Origin of the sequence: Pseudomonas sp. WS 5010, from assembly GCF_012985565.1 — a bacterium.
In the GTDB taxonomy this organism is placed as follows: domain Bacteria; phylum Pseudomonadota; class Gammaproteobacteria; order Pseudomonadales; family Pseudomonadaceae; genus Aquipseudomonas.
This window is the reverse complement of sequence record NZ_JAAQWQ010000006.1, coordinates 118,395-135,508: the sequence shown is the minus strand read 5'-3', so window position 1 is coordinate 135,508 and position 17,114 is coordinate 118,395. Positions and strand designations below refer to the sequence as shown.

The 17,114-nt window shown below is 61.6% G+C and carries 18 protein-coding genes; 8 read left to right on the top strand and 10 right to left on the bottom strand.

The features are described 5' to 3' along the window. The first annotated feature begins 445 nt into the window (after positions 1–445). Both HBO11_RS20775 and HBO11_RS20770 read left to right on the top strand, forming a co-directional pair. Positions 446–1,210, top strand: coding sequence for an SDR family oxidoreductase (locus HBO11_RS20775; RefSeq protein ID WP_169952150.1), 765 nt, complete (start codon positions 446–448; stop codon positions 1,208–1,210). A gap of 164 nt (positions 1,211–1,374) precedes the next feature. Continuing rightward, positions 1,375–2,280: a cation diffusion facilitator family transporter gene (locus tag HBO11_RS20770; RefSeq protein WP_169952148.1), complete on the top strand. Its 906-nt coding sequence runs from the start codon at positions 1,375–1,377 to the stop codon at positions 2,278–2,280. A gap of 111 nt (positions 2,281–2,391) precedes the next feature. On the opposite strand, the gene HBO11_RS20765 is transcribed toward HBO11_RS20770, so the two are convergent. The 5 genes from HBO11_RS20765 to ureE form a co-directional block, all read right to left on the bottom strand. After that, positions 2,392–3,513 (bottom strand): AGE family epimerase/isomerase, encoded by a 1,122-nt coding sequence (locus tag HBO11_RS20765; protein WP_169952146.1) that lies wholly within the window; start codon positions 3,511–3,513, stop codon positions 2,392–2,394. A gap of 176 nt (positions 3,514–3,689) precedes the next feature. After that, positions 3,690–4,262 (bottom strand): HupE/UreJ family protein, encoded by a 573-nt coding sequence (locus HBO11_RS20760; protein ID WP_169952144.1) that lies wholly within the window; start codon positions 4,260–4,262, stop codon positions 3,690–3,692. Between the two features lie 22 nt (positions 4,263–4,284). Next, entirely contained in the window at positions 4,285–4,899 is a 615-nt protein-coding gene (ureG, locus tag HBO11_RS20755) for an urease accessory protein UreG (protein ID WP_003217431.1), read from the bottom strand. 9 nt (positions 4,900–4,908) lie between these two features. After that, on the bottom strand, positions 4,909–5,583 hold the full coding sequence (locus tag HBO11_RS20750; protein WP_169952142.1) for an urease accessory protein UreF: 675 nt from the start codon (positions 5,581–5,583) through the stop codon (positions 4,909–4,911). After that, a complete protein-coding gene (gene ureE, locus HBO11_RS20745; RefSeq protein ID WP_169952140.1) occupies positions 5,580–6,080 on the bottom strand; it encodes an urease accessory protein UreE in 501 nt (166 codons plus the stop codon). The genes HBO11_RS20750 and ureE overlap by 4 nt, the downstream gene beginning before the upstream one ends. A gap of 309 nt (positions 6,081–6,389) precedes the next feature. Here ureE and HBO11_RS20740 point away from each other — a divergent pair, with 309 nt between their 5' ends. Continuing rightward, positions 6,390–6,908 carry a C40 family peptidase gene (locus HBO11_RS20740; RefSeq protein ID WP_169952138.1) on the top strand — a complete coding sequence of 173 codons (519 nt, stop codon included), beginning with the start codon at positions 6,390–6,392 and terminating at the stop codon, positions 6,906–6,908. 5 nt (positions 6,909–6,913) lie between these two features. Here the strand turns inward: HBO11_RS20740 and HBO11_RS20735 are convergent, their stop codons facing one another. Then, on the bottom strand, positions 6,914–7,546 hold the full coding sequence (locus HBO11_RS20735; RefSeq protein ID WP_076961541.1) for a TetR family transcriptional regulator: 633 nt from the start codon (positions 7,544–7,546) through the stop codon (positions 6,914–6,916). A gap of 152 nt (positions 7,547–7,698) precedes the next feature. Continuing rightward, a complete protein-coding gene (locus tag HBO11_RS20730; protein WP_169952136.1) occupies positions 7,699–8,037 on the bottom strand; it encodes a hypothetical protein in 339 nt (112 codons plus the stop codon). A 368-nt stretch (positions 8,038–8,405) separates the two neighbouring features. Between HBO11_RS20730 and HBO11_RS20725 the strand changes: the two genes are divergently transcribed. Then, entirely contained in the window at positions 8,406–10,475 is a 2,070-nt protein-coding gene (locus tag HBO11_RS20725) for an AsmA family protein (RefSeq protein ID WP_169952134.1), read from the top strand. Between the two features lie 112 nt (positions 10,476–10,587). Here HBO11_RS20725 and HBO11_RS20720 read toward each other — a convergent pair whose 3' ends face one another. Beyond that, a complete protein-coding gene (locus tag HBO11_RS20720; RefSeq protein WP_169952132.1) occupies positions 10,588–11,118 on the bottom strand; it encodes a ferritin-like domain-containing protein in 531 nt (176 codons plus the stop codon). Between the two features lie 177 nt (positions 11,119–11,295). On the opposite strand from HBO11_RS20720, the gene HBO11_RS20715 reads away from it, so the two are divergent. Then, positions 11,296–12,186, top strand: coding sequence for a triacylglycerol lipase (locus tag HBO11_RS20715; protein WP_169952130.1), 891 nt, complete (start codon positions 11,296–11,298; stop codon positions 12,184–12,186). Here the strand turns inward: HBO11_RS20715 and HBO11_RS20710 are convergent. Then, a complete protein-coding gene (locus tag HBO11_RS20710; protein WP_169952128.1) occupies positions 12,183–13,055 on the bottom strand; it encodes a DMT family transporter in 873 nt (290 codons plus the stop codon). The genes HBO11_RS20715 and HBO11_RS20710 overlap by 4 nt on opposite strands. A 97-nt stretch (positions 13,056–13,152) precedes the next feature. On the opposite strand from HBO11_RS20710, the gene HBO11_RS20705 reads away from it, so the two are divergent. The 3 genes from HBO11_RS20705 to HBO11_RS20695 all read left to right on the top strand — a co-directional run bounded on the left by HBO11_RS20705 (position 13,153) and on the right by HBO11_RS20695 (position 15,507). Continuing rightward, positions 13,153–13,941: a helix-turn-helix transcriptional regulator gene (locus HBO11_RS20705; RefSeq protein ID WP_169952126.1), complete on the top strand. Its 789-nt coding sequence runs from the start codon at positions 13,153–13,155 to the stop codon at positions 13,939–13,941. 71 nt (positions 13,942–14,012) lie between these two features. Continuing rightward, the gene (locus tag HBO11_RS20700; protein WP_169952124.1) at positions 14,013–14,312 is read left to right on the top strand and encodes a PsiF family protein; all 300 of its coding nucleotides are present in this window, start codon (positions 14,013–14,015) and stop codon (positions 14,310–14,312) included. A 181-nt stretch (positions 14,313–14,493) separates the two neighbouring features. Next, positions 14,494–15,507, top strand: a complete 1,014-nt coding sequence (locus HBO11_RS20695) for an AI-2E family transporter (protein WP_169952122.1) — start codon at positions 14,494–14,496, stop codon at positions 15,505–15,507. Between the two features lie 137 nt (positions 15,508–15,644). On the opposite strand, the gene HBO11_RS20690 is transcribed toward HBO11_RS20695, so the two are convergent. Then, the gene (locus tag HBO11_RS20690) at positions 15,645–16,913 is read right to left on the bottom strand and encodes an Hsp70 family protein (RefSeq protein ID WP_169952120.1); all 1,269 of its coding nucleotides are present in this window, start codon (positions 16,911–16,913) and stop codon (positions 15,645–15,647) included. Between the last annotated feature and the right edge of the window lie 201 nt (positions 16,914–17,114).

The window sequence follows — 17,114 nt, the reverse complement described above, 5'->3', positions numbered from 1 at the left end:
GTGCCGCAGGTTTTGTCAACCTGTTCATAGACACAGGTATATGACCGGAACATGACCTGCAAGCCTGTGGATAAGTCTGTGGTTAAACTCTGGAAAGACGTGTGCAGGGGGCGGATTTACTGGCCTGGAGCCATGCCTCCTGGCGCGTCCTCCCCCATGGGCCTACATATGGGCCGCCCAAGGTCAAGCAAAAAACTTTTTGAATCGCCCTGAAAGCCTTGTACACAGCGGCCTGGAGGGTTTTGCACTTGCCCCCAAAGACTGTGGGCGCAGCTGTGGATAACCTGCGCGCACATGGCTGCGCGCCACGTTTTATAAGGCTTTGCCTGTGGTGGTTAAAAATTGACCAGGTGTGCTTCAAGTTGTGTGCATAGCGGTTGCCGCGACGGCGGCGTAAGGGCATTCTGCTGGCTGATTTTTTCTCGATGCCCGCAAGGAGAACACCATGTCCGACACGCTGTTTATTACTGGCGCAACCTCAGGTTTCGGCGAAGCCTGTGCCCGTCGCTTTGCCGAGGCTGGCTGGAAACTGGTGCTCACCGGTCGACGTGCCGAGCGCTTGAATGCCCTGGTCGAAGAGCTTTCCAAGCAAACCGAGGTGCATGGCCTGGTAGTGGACGTGCGTGACCGCAAGGGCATGGAAGAGGCGATTGCCAACCTGCCGGCGTCGTTCAGCAAGCTGCGCGGGCTGATCAACAACGCGGGCCTGGCCGTGGGCACCGACCCGGCGCCCAAGTGCAGCCTCGACGATTGGGAGACCATGGTCGACACCAATATCAAGGGCCTGCTGACCACCACCAGCCTGTTGCTGCCGCGCCTGATCGCCCATGGCCGTGGCGCCGGGATCGTCAATCTGGGTTCCATCGCCGGCAACTACCCGTACCCGGGCAGCCACGTGTATGGCGGCTCCAAGGCGTTCGTCAAACAGTTCTCCCTGAACCTGCGCTGCGACCTGCAAGGCACCGGCGTGCGCGTGACCAACATCGAGCCGGGCCTGTGCGAGAGCGAGTTCTCCCTGGTGCGCTTTGGCGGTGACCAGGCGCGTTACGACGCCACCTACGCTGGCGCCGAGCCGATCCAGCCGCAGGACATTGCCGACACCATCTTCTGGGTGATGAACACCCCGGCGCACGTGAACATCAACCGCCTGGAGCTGATGCCGGTAAGCCAGACCTGGGCTGGGTTTGCGATTGAGCGTGGGGCCAAGTAAGGCTTGAGACCGCGTCGCCTGTTTCGCGAGCAAGTCGAATCGCTGCACCGCCGATTCGACTTGCTCGCGAAGGCGGCAAATCGGCCAAAAGGCGGCATAAGGTACACTCCACTCCTGAAAACCCCACCGCACCCAGCGGTTTAAAGGTTTTGACAGGAGGATATGTGAGTAACCGAGGTGAGCAGGCACTGCTCAAACAATCGACCATCCTGATGTTCGCCGTGGCGATCGCCGGGATTGTCACGGGTGTGATATCAGGCGCCCAATCCATTTTATTCGACGGCTTTTTCTCGCTGATCGCGACCTTTATCAAGGTGCTGATGCTGATCACGGCCAAGCTGATCGCCAAGAAAAGCAACGATCGCTTCCAGTTCGGCTACTGGCACCTGGAGCCGATGGTGTTGCTGATCGAAGGCAGTTTCCTGCTGTTGATCGCCATCTACGCGTTTCTCAACGGGGTGTTCGGCATTATCAATGGCGGGCGCGAGATCGAGTTGGGGCTGGTGATCATCTACGCTGCGGTGTTTACCGTGGTCGAGTTCGCCTACTTCTTCTATGTGCGGCACCGCAACCGCAAGCTGCAGTCGTCGCTGATCCAGTTCGACAACATCAGTTGGTTGGTAGACGCCATGCTCTCCGTGGGCCTGCTGGTGAGCTTCCTGGCCGCGCTGCTGCTCAAGTCCCAGGGCTATGGCGAGTGGGCGGTGTACGTCGACCCCTTGATCCTGATCCTGCTGGCCCTGAGCATGCTGGCGCCGGCGTTGAAGATCTTGCGCCCGGCCTTGCGCGATGTGCTGGGAATTGCCCCCGACCAGTTGGACGACAAAGTGCGCGAAGTGATGGACGCGGCCCAGGCCCGGCATGGTTTCGACGACTACGTGTCCTACGTGCAGAAGCACGGGCGGGCGCGGTTTATCGAGATTCATGTGGTGCTGCCGGCGGACTACCCGGTGGATAAGGTCGCGACGCTCGACGGGCTGCGCGAAGAGATATCCACAGGGCTGGGCGCGCCGGACAAGGCGCGGTGGTTGACGATCAGCTTTACTGGGGACCGCAAGTGGATTGCTTGATCGGCCGTTAGACCGAGGTGAGGCTACCGCAGGCAAGCCAGCTCCCACATTGTTGATGGGTGAACCCCTTCAAGTGTGGGAGCTGGCTTGCCTGCGATGGGGCCAGAAAGATCAGCCGAGAAACTCGCTCAACGCCTGATAGCAGGTCGCCAAATGGTAAGGCGTAGTCGACGGCATATCCCGCCGGCTCACCTCACCCTTGGCATCCAGGCACTCATTCCAGCCCTTGGCATGTAAAAAATGCTGCTGCAACGCCAGCAACTGGCGCTCCAGCACCGCCGCGCTGCCCGGGCGCAAGGTCAGTGCGCGCAGGTACTCGGCCTGGGCCCAGATGCGCTGGGTGGCGTCACGCACGCTGCCGTCCAGCGCCAACATGCCGCTGACCGCGCCACTGAGGTTATCCACACCGGTTTGCTCGGCATAGGCGAATGCCCGGCTCAGCGAGGCATGCAGCGCAGTGCCGCGCAGCAGGGGCGAGGACTCCAGCAGGAAGAACCATTCAAACTGATGCCCCGGCTCGAACCAGTTATCCACAGCCCCCAGGGGCTTTTCCATCATTACGCCATGCTGGCGTTCGATAAAGCGTCGCTGCATGGCCGTCGCCAGTGCCAGCAGGGCCTGTTGCACCGCCGCATCTTCACGCACTGCGAGGGTGGCGAGGAAGCCCTCGGCCAGGTGCATCAGCGGGTTCTGCAGCGGGCCGGACTTGAGGGACGACCAGTTACGCTCCAGGACCGCTTCATACAGGCCGTCGCCCGTGGCAAAGCGCTCGGCGACCACTTCCAGGGCGGCATTGAGCACCGACTCCACCAACGGCTCGCGAACCTTGGCCCAGTAATGGGCGCAGGCGAAGATGATAAACGCGTGGGTATACAGGTCTTTGCGCTTGTCCAGCGGCTGGCCGTGGGGGTCGATGCTGTAGAACCAGCCGCCGTGCTCGGCGTCATGAAAGTGCCTTTGCAGCGAGCGAAACAGCGTCGCGGCGCGTTCTTCGGCAAAGTCCTTGCCCGGCGCGCCGATCAGGCTGGCAAACACATACAACTGTCGGGCACAGGCCATGGCGCGGTAGCGTTGCGGGGGCAACGGGCGGTGATCGGCATCCAGCGCCTCATAGGGCAGCGCCAACTCGGCATTCCAGCCCGGACCCTGCCAGAGCGGCACGATCAGGTCGTTGAAGTGCGTGAGCACAGCGTTCAATTGAGGCTTGTTGGCAGAGCTTGGAGCGATGGGCATCGGCTGGCGTCGTCACGGCAGGGGTGTTTGCCGCGCATGGTAGCAGGCTTGGGATCGGTGGTGTCTGTGCGAGCGCTATCGCGGGCAAGCCCGCTCCCACATTTTTGAATGTGTGAACCCATTCAAATGTAGGAGCTGGCTTGCCTGCGATGAGTACCTTACAGGCGCCGCAAGACTCAGCCCGCCAGCAACCAAACCCCCGTCGCCGCCGAAGCCGCACCCGCCACCCGCACCAGCGGTGCCGCCGCAGCTGGCAGGAAACGCACCAGCGCATACCCGGCCGCATGCAGCACCGCCGTCGCCCCGACGAACCCGGCCGCATACGCCCAAGGGCTGGTCATGTCCGGCAGCTCCAGGCCATGGGCCACGCCATGGAACAGGGCAAACACGGCTGTTGCGGCCACGGCCACCGCCACCGGCGGGCGGATCGCCAAGGCCACCGCCAGGCCCAGGGCCAGCACCGACGCGGCAATCCCGCTCTCCAGGGCCGGCAAGGCCAACCCTTCAAAACCCAGCAAGCCACCGATCAGCATGGTGCCGACAAACGTACATGGCAGCGCCCACCGCGCCGCGCCTTGTTGCTGTGCCGCCCACAGGCCGACGGCCAGCATCGCCAGTAAATGGTCCAGCCCGCCGAGCGGATGGCTGATACCGGCCACCAGGCCATTGTCGCCGTGGCCCGGATGGGCCAGGGCCAGGGCCGGGGCCAGTAGCAGTGCGGCGGCGGCAAACAGTTTGTTGAGGCTCATAAACAGCTCCTTGGTAAGGGGATCAGGCTGCGGTCAGCAGGCCCTGGCGTTCGATAAAGGCGACGATTTCTTCCAGGCCGACCCCGGTTTTCTGGTTGCTGAAGACAAATGGCTTGCCGCCGCGCATGCGCTGGGTGTCGCTGTTCATCAGTTCCAGCGAAGCACCGACCAGCGGCGCCAGATCGATCTTGTTGATCACTAGCAGGTCCGACTTGCAGATCCCCGGCCCGCCCTTGCGTGGCAGCTTGTCGCCGGCCGACACATCGATCACATAGATAGTCAGGTCCGACAGTTCTGGGCTGAAGGTGGCCGATAGGTTGTCACCGCCCGACTCCACCAGGATCAGGTCGAGGCCGGGAAAACGCCGGTTCAGTTGATCCACCGCTTCGAGGTTGATCGACGCATCTTCGCGAATCGCCGTGTGCGGGCAGCCGCCGGTTTCTACGCCGATGATGCGCTCGGGCGCCAGGGCCTGGTTGCGTACCAGAAAGTCCGCGTCTTCGCGGGTGTAGATGTCGTTGGTGACCACCGCCAGGTTGTAGCGATCACGCAGGGCCAGGCACAGCGCCAGGGTCAGGGCGGTCTTGCCGGAGCCAACGGGGCCGCCGATACCGACGCGCAAAGGTTGTGTGTTCATGGGGTTCTCCTAGGAACGGAACAGGCGGCTGTACTGGCGCTCGTGGGCCATGCATGCCAGGGACAGGCCGAACGCGGCGCTGCCAAAGTGGTGGGGATCGCGCTGGCTGGCGTCCTGCTGGGCTTGTTGCAGCAACGGCAGCAGTTCGCTGGTCAGGCGTTGGGCGGCCTGTTGGCCCAGGGGCAGGGTCTTCATCAGTACGGCCAACTGGTTTTCCAGCCAGCTCCACAGCCAGGCGGCCAGGGCATCGTCGGGGCTGATCGCCCAGGCTCGTGCGGCAAGTGCCCAGCCCAGGGCCAGATGGGGTTCGTGGGTGGTGTCGAGAAAGCGCCGCGCCGCGTCATCCAGTTCCGGCAGGCCGTTGAGCAGTTGTTGCAGGGAGTAGCCCATTTGCCGGCTCTCCTGGAACAGCTCGCGGGTTTCGCGGCTGGCGCGGTGTTCTTCACACAGTTGGCGCAGGCCCACCCAGTCCTGGGCAGCTGCCGCCTGGCAATGGGCAAGCAACAGCGGCGCTTCGAAGCGCGCGAGGTTGAGCAACAGTTGGTCGCTGATCCAGCGTCGGGCGCTGTCGGCATCGCTGACACGGGCATTGTCCACGGCCATTTCCAGGCCTTGGGAATAGCTGTAGCCGCCAATCGGCAATTGCGGACTGGCCAGACGCAGCAGCGCCCAGGCCGGGTTCACAGGCGCACGCCGAACTGATGCAGTTTGGGCGGGTAGTTGAAGTCTTCGTCACCGTGGCGCGAGTGATGATGACCGCCACCGTAGGCTCCGTGCTCGGGTTGGAACGGCGCTTCGAGGGTTGCGGCATGGGCCCCCAGTTGCTCCAGCATGGCCTTGAGCACGTAGTCATCGAGCAGGCGCAGCCAGCCGTCCCCCACTTGCAGGGCCACATGCCGGTTGCCCAGGTGATAGGCCGCACGGGTCAGTTCAAAGGCGCTGCTGCAGGTGACGTGCAGCAGTTGTTCAGGGCGTGCGCAGACGCGTACGACACGTCCGTCTTCAGCTTGTAGGAATTCCCCATCGTAGAGCGGCGGCTGGCCGCGCTCCAGAAACAAGCCGACATCTTCACCCTCGGCACTGAAACAGCGCAGGCGGCTTTTGCTGCGGGCTTCGAAGTTCAGCAGCAACTCCGCGGCCCAGGTGGGTTGGGGCGCAATTCGGCGGTGGATGACCAGCATCGGGAAGCTTCCAGCAATGAGCGATAAACAGGCTAGAGCAAGGGGCTTGCCAATCACGCTTAGCGTAGGAAATGGCCGTAGGTTCTGGGCATTGCGCCACTAAACGGGGCGGTGGCAGGAGGTTGGAGTGATCTATTTTGGTGCGCTGCAGGAGGCGATGGCACCTGAATTGGGCGATTTGGCCGGGGCTATTTATAGCTAGAGGTGATTTGGGATTTGTCCTACGAGCATCTTGGATTTGCCGTTCATCTTGCTTCGCATCGCTTCACTAGGATTGCACCCCGTGTTTAATCCACTGCGTTGTTTATCATGTTCAAGTCATTTTTATGTGTAGTGATGGTCGGCCTGTTTGGCGTCACGTCATCGGCTTCGGCCAACTTCAACAAGCGCCACACCTCACTGGCCCCCTTCAGTGCCTCGCTACAGGCCGTGCCGCAGCCGAGCATCGAGAATGTAGTCGACCGCGCCCACCAATTGCTCGGCACCGCCTACAAATGGGGCGGCAGCTCTCAGGACCAGGGGTTCGATTGCAGCGGCTTGCTGGTCTATCTGTTCAAGACCGAGGCCAACATTGTCATCCCGCGCACCACGGCGGCGATGCATCGGTCAACGGCGGCGACGATCAAGCGTGACGCGCTGCAACCGGGCGATGCGGTGTTTTTCAGGGCCAATGGACGCAACCAGGTCAGCCATGTCGGCCTGTATGTGGGCGAGGGCAAGTTCATTCATTCGCCGCGCAAGGGCAAGAGCATCCGCATCGACTCACTGGCCAACAGCTATTGGAAGAAAAACTACACCACCGCCAAGCGTTTCCAGGCGCTGCGCTGACCGGCCTATTCGGTGCTGCCCAGGCCTTGCCAGTGCTTGAGGCCGATAAAGATAAAGCGCAGTTGCTGGGTGATCTTGGCCTGGGGCGTGAGGTGCGCCGGCAAGGCCGCGGCGGGCGGGTCGATAATGTCGGGCAGGGTGGCGAACACGCTCTTGACGATCAGGTCGGCCATCACATGCAAACCGTCGGCATCCAGGTGCTGCAGCTTGGGCATCAGCGTCAGGTCGGCTGCCAGGTCCGAGGTGATGTCTTCGCGCAAGGCGCCGATGGCTTGGCGCACGGCCAGGCAACCGCCGTATTGCTCGCGGGCGAGGAACAGGAATTGTGAACGGTTGGCCGCCACTACATCGAGAAAGATCCGTACCGAGGCATCGATGATGCCGCCCATGACGAATTCGTTGTGGCGTACCAGGCGGATCGTGGCACGGAAGGTCTGGCCGACCTCACTGACGAGCACCAGGCCCAATTGGTCCATATCGGCAAAGTGTCGGTAAAAGCCGGTGGGCACGATGCCAGCGCTCTTGGCCACTTCGCGCAGGCTCAGGCTGCCAAACCCTCGGCCACCCTCCATCAGATGGCGGGCTGCGTCCATCAAGGCAAGGCGGGTCTGTTGCTTCTGTTCGGCGCGGGGCAGCATTGGCGGGTGGGCTTTGTAGACAAGGACAGCGACGCACTCTAGCAAATCAACTTTGCCTGCGTCGAACTTGTAACGGGACAAAGGTGGCGCAGATCCCACAAAGTCAAAGCCCGATCTCTGGGGATCGGGCTTTTTTCAGGGCCAGCACAGGCTTAGCTCGTAGCTTTATGCATGTCATCCAGACGGTCGGAACCGCCCTCGGCGACGAATTCGCGTTGTTGCAGGCGGTCCGAGCCACCTTCAACCAGGCCTTTTTGTTCCAGGCGATCACGGCCACCTTCGGCGACGAATTCGCGTTTTTGCAGACGGTCCGAGCCACCTTCAACCAGGCCTTTTTGTTCCAGGCGATCGCGACCACCTTCGGCAACGGTCTGACTGATGTGCGTGGCGTCAGCCTTGGCTTGCGGGATGGCTTGTTCGGCAGCTGGCAGGGCAAAAGCGCTGGTGGCCAGGACAGAGAGTGCAACACTGAGCAGTAATTGGCGTTTCATGATGAGTTGCTCCTTGGGAGGGCGATAAAGTGGGTACAGGGCTAATGCTACTCTCGATATCTCGATATAAAAGTTCATAAACACAATGGTAATAATCAACAGAATTGATTGTTCTGCGCCGAGGCTCTAGATCGCGCCTCTCAAGCACGCGCTTTTGCACCGGGGTGGGTATTTTCGACACGGGCGTGGGTAACAACGGTGCGTCGTTGATGAAAGAAGCTGTCGGATTAGTCAGAAAAAGCGCTTTTCAGCGCTAATTGCCATCTGCGGTTAAACCCCCAGGCCATTTGCCAGTCGTAGCCATATAAGCTTTAGTCCTTGCGCGCGTTGCCAGTGGCACGCGCAGTCGTAATCAGGAGCCCTGTGCAATGACGCGCACTCGTAAAATTCTCGCCTGGAGCAGTGCCTGCTTCGTTCTGTTAATCGCCGCTGTGGTACTGATCCTGGTGTTCTTCGATTGGAACCGGATCAAGCCGCAACTCAATGCCAAGGTCTCCGAAGAGCTGCATCGCGCCTTTGCCATCAATGGCAACCTGGCGGTGGTCTGGCAGCGCGAGCCGGACGAGGGCGGTTGGCGCGCCTGGGTGCCGTGGCCCCATGTGGTGGCCGAAGACCTGAGCCTGGGCAACCCCGAGTGGTCGAAACAGCCGCAGATGGTCACCCTCAAGCGCGTTGAACTGCGCATCTCACCCTTGGCCCTGCTGGCCCAGCGCGTGGTGGTCCCGCGCATCGACCTGACCGAGCCGAGTGCCCAATTGCAGCGCCTGGCCGATGGCCGCGCCAACTGGACCTTCACCTTTGATCCCAAGGACCCGAATGCCGAACCGTCCAGTTGGGTGGTGGATATCGGCGCCATCGGCTTCGACAAGGGCCACGTGACCCTCGACGACCAGACCCTCAAGACCCGTCTCGATGTGCTGATCGACCCCCTGGGCAAGCCGATTGCGTTCAGCGAAATCGTCGGTGAGCGCGATGCAAAAAAAGCCCTGGAGCAGGGCGCCACACCCCAGGACTATGCGTTTGGCCTCAAGGTCAGCGGCCAGTACCACGGCCAGAAACTCGCCGGCAGCGGCAAGATCGGCGGGCTGCTGGCCCTGCAAGACGCCGCCAAGCCGTTCCCCCTGCAGGCCCAGGCGAAGGTCGGTGATACCAGCATCGCCCTGGCCGGCACCCTGACCGACCCACTGAACCTCGGCGCCCTGGACCTGCGCCTGAAACTGTCTGGCACCAGCCTGGGCAACCTTTACCCACTGACCGGCGTGACCCTGCCGGACTCGCCGGCCTATTCCACCGATGGGCGCCTGATCGCCAAGTTGCATGAGGCGGGCGGTGCGTCGTTCCGCTATGAAAACTTCAACGGCAAGATCGGCAACAGCGACATCCACGGCGACCTGGCCTATGTCGCCAGCCAGCCACGGCCAAAGCTCAGTGGCGCACTGGTGTCCAACCAACTGCTGCTGGCCGACCTGGCGCCGCTGATCGGTGCCGACTCCAACGCCAAGCAAAAGGCCCGTGGTGGTGAAAGCAAGCAACCGGCGACCAAGGTGCTGCCGGTGGAGGAGTTTCGCACCGAGCGCTGGCGCGATATGGACGCCGATGTCGAGTTCACCGGCAAGCGCATTGTCCACAGCGCCGAACTGCCCTTTACCGACCTCTACACGCACCTGGTGCTCAACGACGGCCAACTGAGCCTCGAACCCCTGCGTTTCGGTGTGGCGGGCGGCAAGCTCGATGCACAGATTCGCCTCAATGGCCGCATCACCCCGCTGGAAGGCCGGGCGAAACTGACGGCGCGCAACTTCAAGCTCAAGCAACTGTTCCCCACCTTTGAACCGATGAAGACCAGCTTTGGCGAGCTAAACGGCGATGCGGATATCGCCGGGCGCGGCAACTCGGTGGCGGCTTTGTTGGGCAGTGCCAATGGCGATCTGAAAATGCTCATCAACGACGGTGCCATCAGCCGAGGCCTGATGGAAATCGCCGGGCTGAACGTCGGTAACTATGTGGTCGGCAAGATGTTTGGCGACAAGGAAGTGAAGATCAACTGCGCGGCGGCGGACTTCGGCATCAAGACCGGCCTGGCCACCAGTCGGTTGTTTGTGTTCGACACCGAGAACGCGATCATCTACATCGACGGCACCGCGAACATGGCCAGCGAACAACTGGACCTGACAATCACCCCAGAGTCCAAGGGCTTTCGCCTGTTTTCGCTGCGTTCGCCCTTGTACGTCAACGGACCGTTCATCAAGCCCAATGCCGGGGTCAAGGCAGTGCCGCTATTGCTGCGTGGTGCGGGGATGGTGGCGCTGGGTGTGATCGTTGCACCTGCGGCAGGCCTGCTGGCACTGGTGGCGCCGAGCGGGGATGAGCCCAACCAGTGCGTGCCGCTGTTGCAGCAGATGCGGGAAGGCAAGGCGCCGAAGACGGTGAAAGGCTAAATGTGGGAGCGGGCTTGCTCGCGAATGCGGTGTATCAGTCAACATATCCATCACTGATCTACCGCATTCGCGAGCAAGCCCGCTCCCACATTAGTGAGTGCTGCTGGCAGGCTTACAGGTCTTTGAGAATGTCCGCCATATCGTCGGCGTGCTCTTCTTCCTGGGCCAGGATGTCTTCAAAGATCCGGCGGGTGGTCGGGTCTTTCTCGCCGATGTACTGGATGATCTCGCGATAGCTGTCCACCGCGATGCGCTCGGCCACCAGGTCTTCGTAGACCATGTCCTTCAAGGTCTTGCCGGCCACGTACTGTGCGTGGGACAGCTTGGACAGCAGGTCCGGGTTGAACTCTGGTTCGCCGCCCAGCTGTACGATACGTTCGGCCAGTTTGTCGGCGTGTTCCAGTTCCTGGTTGGCGTGCTCCAGGAACTCATCGGCGGCCACGCTGGCTTTCAGGCCGCTGGCCATGAAGTAGTGGCGCTTGTAGCGCAACACACAGACCAGTTCGGTGGCCAGTGACTCGTTGAGCAGGCGCAGGATCTCTTCGCGGTCGGCGCTGTAGCCTTCGGTCACTGCGCCGTTTTCCACATTCTTGCGCGCGCGTTCGCGAAGGGTGCTTACGTCAGACAAATGCATGTCGGTCATTTCAATCTCCTCAGGGCGATATCCGGTTTTGCGCCACACTCTCGGGGTGTGATCGCTCAAAGTTGTGAGTGCTGCGCGGCGCAAAAAGTTTTATCGGATGTTGCCGGGTGTCATATCGATTGCCGCAGGGCTGGTCTAGGATCAGCTCAATCGCCCCTTTGAAGGACGTTTGCCCCCATGCCGCAGACATTGGCTACACGTTATCCCCTGGTTTTGGTGCCGGGCATGCTCGGGTTTGTGCGGCTGCTGCTGTACCCGTATTGGTACGGCATCGTCCCGGCCTTGCGTGCGGGCGGGGCGCAAGTGTTTGCGGTGCAGGTGGCGCCGCTCAACTCCAGCGAGGTACGCGGCGAGCAGTTGCTGGTGCAGATCGAGCAGATTCGCCGCCAGACCGGTGCCGACAAGGTCAACCTGATCGGCCATAGCCAGGGCTCGCTCACCGCCCGTTACGCGGCGGCCAAACGCCCGGAATGGGTGGCCTCGGTGACCTCGGTGGCCGGGCCCAATCACGGTTCGGAATTGGCGGACTACCTGCACACCCACTATCCGGCCGACAGCGCCAAGGGCCGGATCATGAGTGCGCTGTTGCGCCTGGTGGGCGTGGTGATGGGCCTGCTCGAAACCGGCTATCGCGGCCCGCGTTTTGCGGCGGATATCCACGCCTCCCATCAATCGCTGACCAGCGCGGGTGTGGCGCTGTTCAATCGTCAATACCCCCAAGGCCTGCCAGACACCTGGGGCGGGCAGGGCGCCGAAGAAGTGGGCGGAGTGCGTTATTACTCCTGGTCCGGCACCTTGCAGCCGGGCAAGACCGATCGCGGGCGCAACCTGCTGGACGGCACCAACCGCAGTTGCCGGCTGTTTGCGCGCACCTTCGTCAAGGAGAAAGGCCAGTGCGACGGCATGGTCGGGCGTTACAGCTCACACCTGGGCACGGTGATTGGCGATGACTATGCGCTGGACCATTTCGATATCGTCAACCAGTCACTGGGCCTGGTGGGCAAGGGTGCCGAGCCGATCCGCCTGTTTGTCGAACATGCGCAGCGGTTGAAGGCGGCCGGGCTTTAACGCCTTACCGGCGTGGTCCAGCGCTCCGACAAAATCACCCCGCCCAAGGTCAACACACCCCCCACCAAGTGATACAGCGCCAACTGCTCCTTGAGCACCACCGCTGCAATCAGCGCCGTGATCAGCGGCAGCAAATTGAAAAACAGCGTGGTCCGGCTCGGCCCCAGGTTTTTGACCGAATGCATCCACGAAAGCGGCGCAATCATCGATGCCAACAGGCAGGCGTACACCACCAGGCCAATATTCGACGGGCCCAGGCCGACCTTGTCCGAGGCCAGGAACAGCGGAAACAGCACCACCACCGCCACCAGCACCTGCAAATACAGCAACACCAGGGGCGGTAGGCGCAATTGCCATTTTTTCAGCAGGGTGCTGTAGATCGCATAGGCCAGGGTGGCCACCAGCATCATCGCGTCGCCCAGGTTAACCCCGTGTTGCAGCAGCGCGCCGAGGCTGCCGGCCGACACCACCACCACCACCCCGGCAAACGACAGCACCGCCCCGGTCAGGGCGCCGAAGGTCAGGCGCTGGCCGAGGCTGATAATCGCCGCAGTCAGGGCCATCAATGGCATCAGCGACAGGATGATCCCCATATTGGTGGCGCTGGTCAGGCTGGCGGCGTAGTACGCCAGGCTCTGGTAGACCGCCATGCCGAGCACGCCGAGCACGGCGATCTTGCCCAAGTTGGGGCGGATCAGCGCCCAGTTGGCAATGACTGGCTTGAGCATGAACGGGGTAAACAGGATGGCGGCCAGCAGCCAGCGATAAAAACCGATCTCGGCCGGGAAAATCGAGCCCACGGCGAGTTTGTTGACCACGGTATTACCAGCCCAGATAAAGATGGCCAGCAGCGGATAAGCGTATTGCATTGCAAGGAACCAGGAACGTTAGTGAGGGGTGATTATCCTTTGTCTGGATCGAAGCCTATACTTCGATCCAGACAAGCCGCCTCTGTATCCAGACAATATGCCGAAGACCTACATCAACCTGCCCGATTTCGACGTGCTACCGGCCCCGGTGTACTTTCGCTACTCGGAATTTGCCGCCGACAGCCGCGCCTCCAGCCACCAGCATGCCTGGGGCTCCCTGGACTACTCGGCCCGCGGCGTGATGCGCTTTGAAGTGGGCGGCAACCGGTTTATGTCGCCGCCGCAATATGCGGTGTGGATCCCGCCCAACACCCAGCACAGTTCCTACAACGCCCAGGCAATTATCTACCGCTCGGTGTACCTGGCGCCGTCCCTGTGCGAGCAATTGCCCACGCAGCCCTGCACCCTGACCATCAGCAACATCCTCAAGGCCATCCTCAGTGATTTTGCCGAGCGCGACGTGAATATCCCGGCCAACGAAGCCGACGTGCGCCTGGCCCAGGTGCTGGTGGACCAACTGCGCCAGGCGCCGGTGCATGACTGTTTCTTGCCGTATGCCAGTAGCCCCGGCCTGCTCAGCGTGCTTGAAGGCATGCAGGCTGATCCCGGGGACAACCGCGCGCTGGCGCTATGGGCGCAGCAGGTACACGTCAGCGAGCGCACCCTGGCCCGGCAATTTGTGCGCGAACTGGGCATGAGCTTTGGCGAATGGCGCCAGCGCCTGCGCTTTCTGGCGGCCATCGAGGCCCTGGAAAACACGCGCAGCGTCCAGGAAGTGGCCTTTGACCTTGGCTACAGCACCGCCTCGGCGTTTATTGCGATGTTCCAGCGCCAGGCCGGCTGTACGCCGGAGCAGTATCGACGAACGAACTTACGTAGCAGGTGAAGGTGTAACAGGCTTTGTCTACACTGCAGGGGAGGCCGCGCCCCTCGGCGTGGTAACAGGGAGAAAACTCCATGAAGATGTTGCGTATTCCGTTGTTGATGATCGGTCTGCTGCTCTGTTCCCAAGGGTTTGCGGCCACTGCCCAGCAAAACAAAATGACCACCTGCAACGCCGAAGCCTCCACCAAGACCTTGAAGGGCGACGAGCGCAAGGCCTTCATGAAAACCTGCCTCTCGGCCCCAGCCGCCAATGACGCCAAGACCCTGACCCCGCAGCAGCAAAAAATGAAGGACTGCAACGCGACGGCAAAAACCAAGGCGCTGGCCGGCGATGCGCGTAAAACCTTTATGAGCACCTGCCTTAAAGGCTGACCCGCTTAAATACCCCTGTGGGAGCGGGCTTGCCCGCGATTGCGGTGTGTCAGCCAACCAGCGCCATCGCGTGCAAGCCCGCTCCCACAGTTGATGGTGTTCACAACCATCAGACTTCTCGCTTGATTGCCCCAAGGCTGGCAGACTGCCCATCCTTTAACGCCGTTCGTTTAGAGGCTGTATGCCAACGTTTTCTCAGCGTCATGTGTTGTTGCTGGCCAGCTACATCATCATTTTCGGCGGGTTGCTGCTGGTCCTACCGTTAAAACTGCTGCCCAGCCTGTTGGCTGGCCTGTTGGTCTTCGAACTGGTCAACATGCTCACCCCGCAACTGCAACGCTTGATCGAAGGCCGGCGCGCGCGCTGGCTGGCGGTGGCATTGCTCGGCACCGTGATTGTCAGCGTGCTGACCCTGATTTTTGCCGGTGCCATCAGCTTTTTGCTGCACGAAGCGGAAAACCCCGGGGCTTCCCTCGATAAATTCATGGGCGTGGTCGACCGCGCGCGCGGCCAGTTGCCGCCGTTCCTCGACGCCTACCTGCCGGCCAGCGCCGCCGAGTTTCGCGTGGCTATCGGTGAATGGCTGAGCAAGCACCTGAGCGAACTGCAGCTGGTGGGCAAGGACGCGGCGCATATGTTCGTGACCCTGCTGATCGGCATGGTCCTGGGCGCCATCATCGCCCTGCAGCGGGTCCCCGACCTGACCAAGCGCAAACCCCTGGCAGCCGCGTTGTTCGACCGCCTGCACCTGCTGGTCCAGGCTTTTCGCAACATTGTCTTTGCGCAAATCAAAATCGCTGCGCTCAACACCATCTTCACCGGGATCTTCCTTGCGGTGGTGCTGCCGCTGGCGGGGATCCACCTGCCGCTGACCAAGACCCTGATCGTCCTCACCTTCCTGCTGGGCCTGCTGCCGGTGATCGGCAACCTGATGTCCAACACCCTGATCACCATCGTCGCGTTGTCGATGTCGATCTGGGTGGCGGTGGCGGCGCTGGGCTACCTGATCGTGATCCACAAGGTCGAGTACTTCCTCAATGCCCGCATCGTCGGCGGGCAGATCAGCGCCAAGTCGTGGGAGTTGTTGTTGGCGATGCTGGTGTTTGAAGCCGCATTCGGCCTGCCTGGGGTGGTGGCAGGGCCGATTTACTATGCGTATTTGAAGAGTGAGTTGAAGCTGGGTGGCATGGTCTGAAGGTTGAGGGCGTCTAGGCTGGCCCTATCGCGGGCAAGCCCGCTCCCACATGTCGACCGAGTTCCGCCTTGGGAATGCGGTCCAAATGTGGGAGCGGGCTTGCTCGCGAAAGAGCGCGCCGTGGTTTCAGCTAATACTCAGTAGCCGTAACGCTTGCTTGCCTCGATCGCCAACCCGCTGCCGATGCTGCCGAAGATGTTGCCTTCCACGTGCCGGGCATTGGGCAGCATCGCCGAAATGCTGTGGCGCAGGGCCGGGATGCCGCTGGAGCCGCCGGTGAAGAACACCGTGTCGACCTGGGCCACGTCCACCGAGGCGTCGTCGAGCAGTTGGGTCACGCTGTTGCGCACCCGTTCCAGCAGGTTGTCGATGGACGATTCGAACAGGGCGCGGCTCAGTTCCACGCTCAGGCCCGGTTCTACCCGGTCCAGCGGCACGTGGCGGCTGTCGTCGTGGGTGAGGTGGATCTTGGTTTCTTCCACTTCCATCGCCAGCCAGTGGCCGGCGCGCTGCTCGATCAGCTTGAACAGGCGGTCGATGCCGCCGGTGTCTTCGATGTCGTAGCGCATGCTGCCCAGGGCCAGCTGGGATTTTTGCGAGTACACCGAGTTGATGGTGTGCCAGGTGGCCAGGTTCATATGGTGGCTGGTGGGCATGTAGGCCCCGCTTTTCATGCGGCTGCCGTAGCCGAACAGCGGCATCATGCCGGCCAGCGAGAGCTGTTTGTCGAAGTCGGTACCGCCGATATGCACGCCGCCGGTGGCGAGGATGTCGTCGTGGCGGTTGTCGTGCTTGCGCCGCTCGGGCGACAGGCGCACCAGGGAGAAGTCGGAGGTACCGCCGCCGATGTCGACAATCAGGACCAACTCTTCTTGTTCAATGGTGGATTCGTAGTCGAAGGCTGCGGCGATCGGCTCGTACTGGAACGAGACTTCCTTGAAGCCGAGCTTGCGGGCCACGTCCACCAGGGTGTCTTCGGCCTCTTTGTCGGCCATCGGGTCGTCGTCGACGAAAAATACCGGGCGGCCCAGTACCACTTCTTCGAACTCACGGCCGGCAGTGGCTTCGGCGCGGTTCTTGAGCTGGCCGATAAACAGCCCCAGCAGGTCCTTGAACGGCATGGCCGTGCCCAGCACGCTGGTGTCGTGCTTGATCAGCTTGGAGCCCAACAGGCTCTTGAGCGAACGCATCAGGCGGCCTTCGTAGCCTTCCAGGTACTCGTGCAGCGCCAGGCGGCCGTACACCGGGCGGCGTTCTTCGAAGTTGAAGAACACCACCGACGGCAGGGTGATCTTGTCGTCCTCCAGCGCGATAAGCGTTTCCATGCCGGGACGGATCCAGCCGACAGTGGAGTTGGACGTGCCGAAGTCGATGCCGCAGGCACGGGCTGGAGAGGTGTTGTTCATGTCTAACAGGTTCCGGTTAAAAAACGGCCGCGCAGTGTATGTCACTCGCGTGCAGATGCGTAGGCCGACTATCCGCTAAATACAGCAGACTTGTTACCTTGAAAGGTCGGCTCCTTGCCCCCAACTCCTGTGCATACGGTTGGTGGCTGTCGAAAGGATCAAGTTTGTCCTGCAAGCCGCCGATATTTTTCTGACGCACCT

Coding starts and splice junctions, on each gene's coding strand:
- HBO11_RS20775 (WP_169952150.1), top strand. CDS start 446: ATGTCCGACACGCTGTTTATTACTGGCGCAACCTCAGGTTTCGGCGAA.
- HBO11_RS20765 (WP_169952146.1), bottom strand. CDS start 3,513: ATGCCCATCGCTCCAAGCTCTGCCAACAAGCCTCAATTGAACGCTGTG.
- HBO11_RS20760 (WP_169952144.1), bottom strand. CDS start 4,262: ATGAGCCTCAACAAACTGTTTGCCGCCGCCGCACTGCTACTGGCCCCG.
- ureG (WP_003217431.1), bottom strand. CDS start 4,899: ATGAACACACAACCTTTGCGCGTCGGTATCGGCGGCCCCGTTGGCTCC.
- ureE (WP_169952140.1), bottom strand. CDS start 6,080: ATGCTGGTCATCCACCGCCGAATTGCGCCCCAACCCACCTGGGCCGCG.
- HBO11_RS20740 (WP_169952138.1), top strand. CDS start 6,390: ATGTTCAAGTCATTTTTATGTGTAGTGATGGTCGGCCTGTTTGGCGTC.
- HBO11_RS20735 (WP_076961541.1), bottom strand. CDS start 7,546: ATGCTGCCCCGCGCCGAACAGAAGCAACAGACCCGCCTTGCCTTGATG.
- HBO11_RS20730 (WP_169952136.1), bottom strand. CDS start 8,037: ATGAAACGCCAATTACTGCTCAGTGTTGCACTCTCTGTCCTGGCCACC.
- HBO11_RS20725 (WP_169952134.1), top strand. CDS start 8,406: ATGACGCGCACTCGTAAAATTCTCGCCTGGAGCAGTGCCTGCTTCGTT.
- HBO11_RS20720 (WP_169952132.1), bottom strand. CDS start 11,118: ATGACCGACATGCATTTGTCTGACGTAAGCACCCTTCGCGAACGCGCG.
- HBO11_RS20715 (WP_169952130.1), top strand. CDS start 11,296: ATGCCGCAGACATTGGCTACACGTTATCCCCTGGTTTTGGTGCCGGGC.
- HBO11_RS20710 (WP_169952128.1), bottom strand. CDS start 13,055: ATGCAATACGCTTATCCGCTGCTGGCCATCTTTATCTGGGCTGGTAAT.
- HBO11_RS20705 (WP_169952126.1), top strand. CDS start 13,153: ATGCCGAAGACCTACATCAACCTGCCCGATTTCGACGTGCTACCGGCC.
- HBO11_RS20700 (WP_169952124.1), top strand. CDS start 14,013: ATGAAGATGTTGCGTATTCCGTTGTTGATGATCGGTCTGCTGCTCTGT.
- HBO11_RS20695 (WP_169952122.1), top strand. CDS start 14,494: ATGCCAACGTTTTCTCAGCGTCATGTGTTGTTGCTGGCCAGCTACATC.
- HBO11_RS20690 (WP_169952120.1), bottom strand. CDS start 16,913: ATGAACAACACCTCTCCAGCCCGTGCCTGCGGCATCGACTTCGGCACG.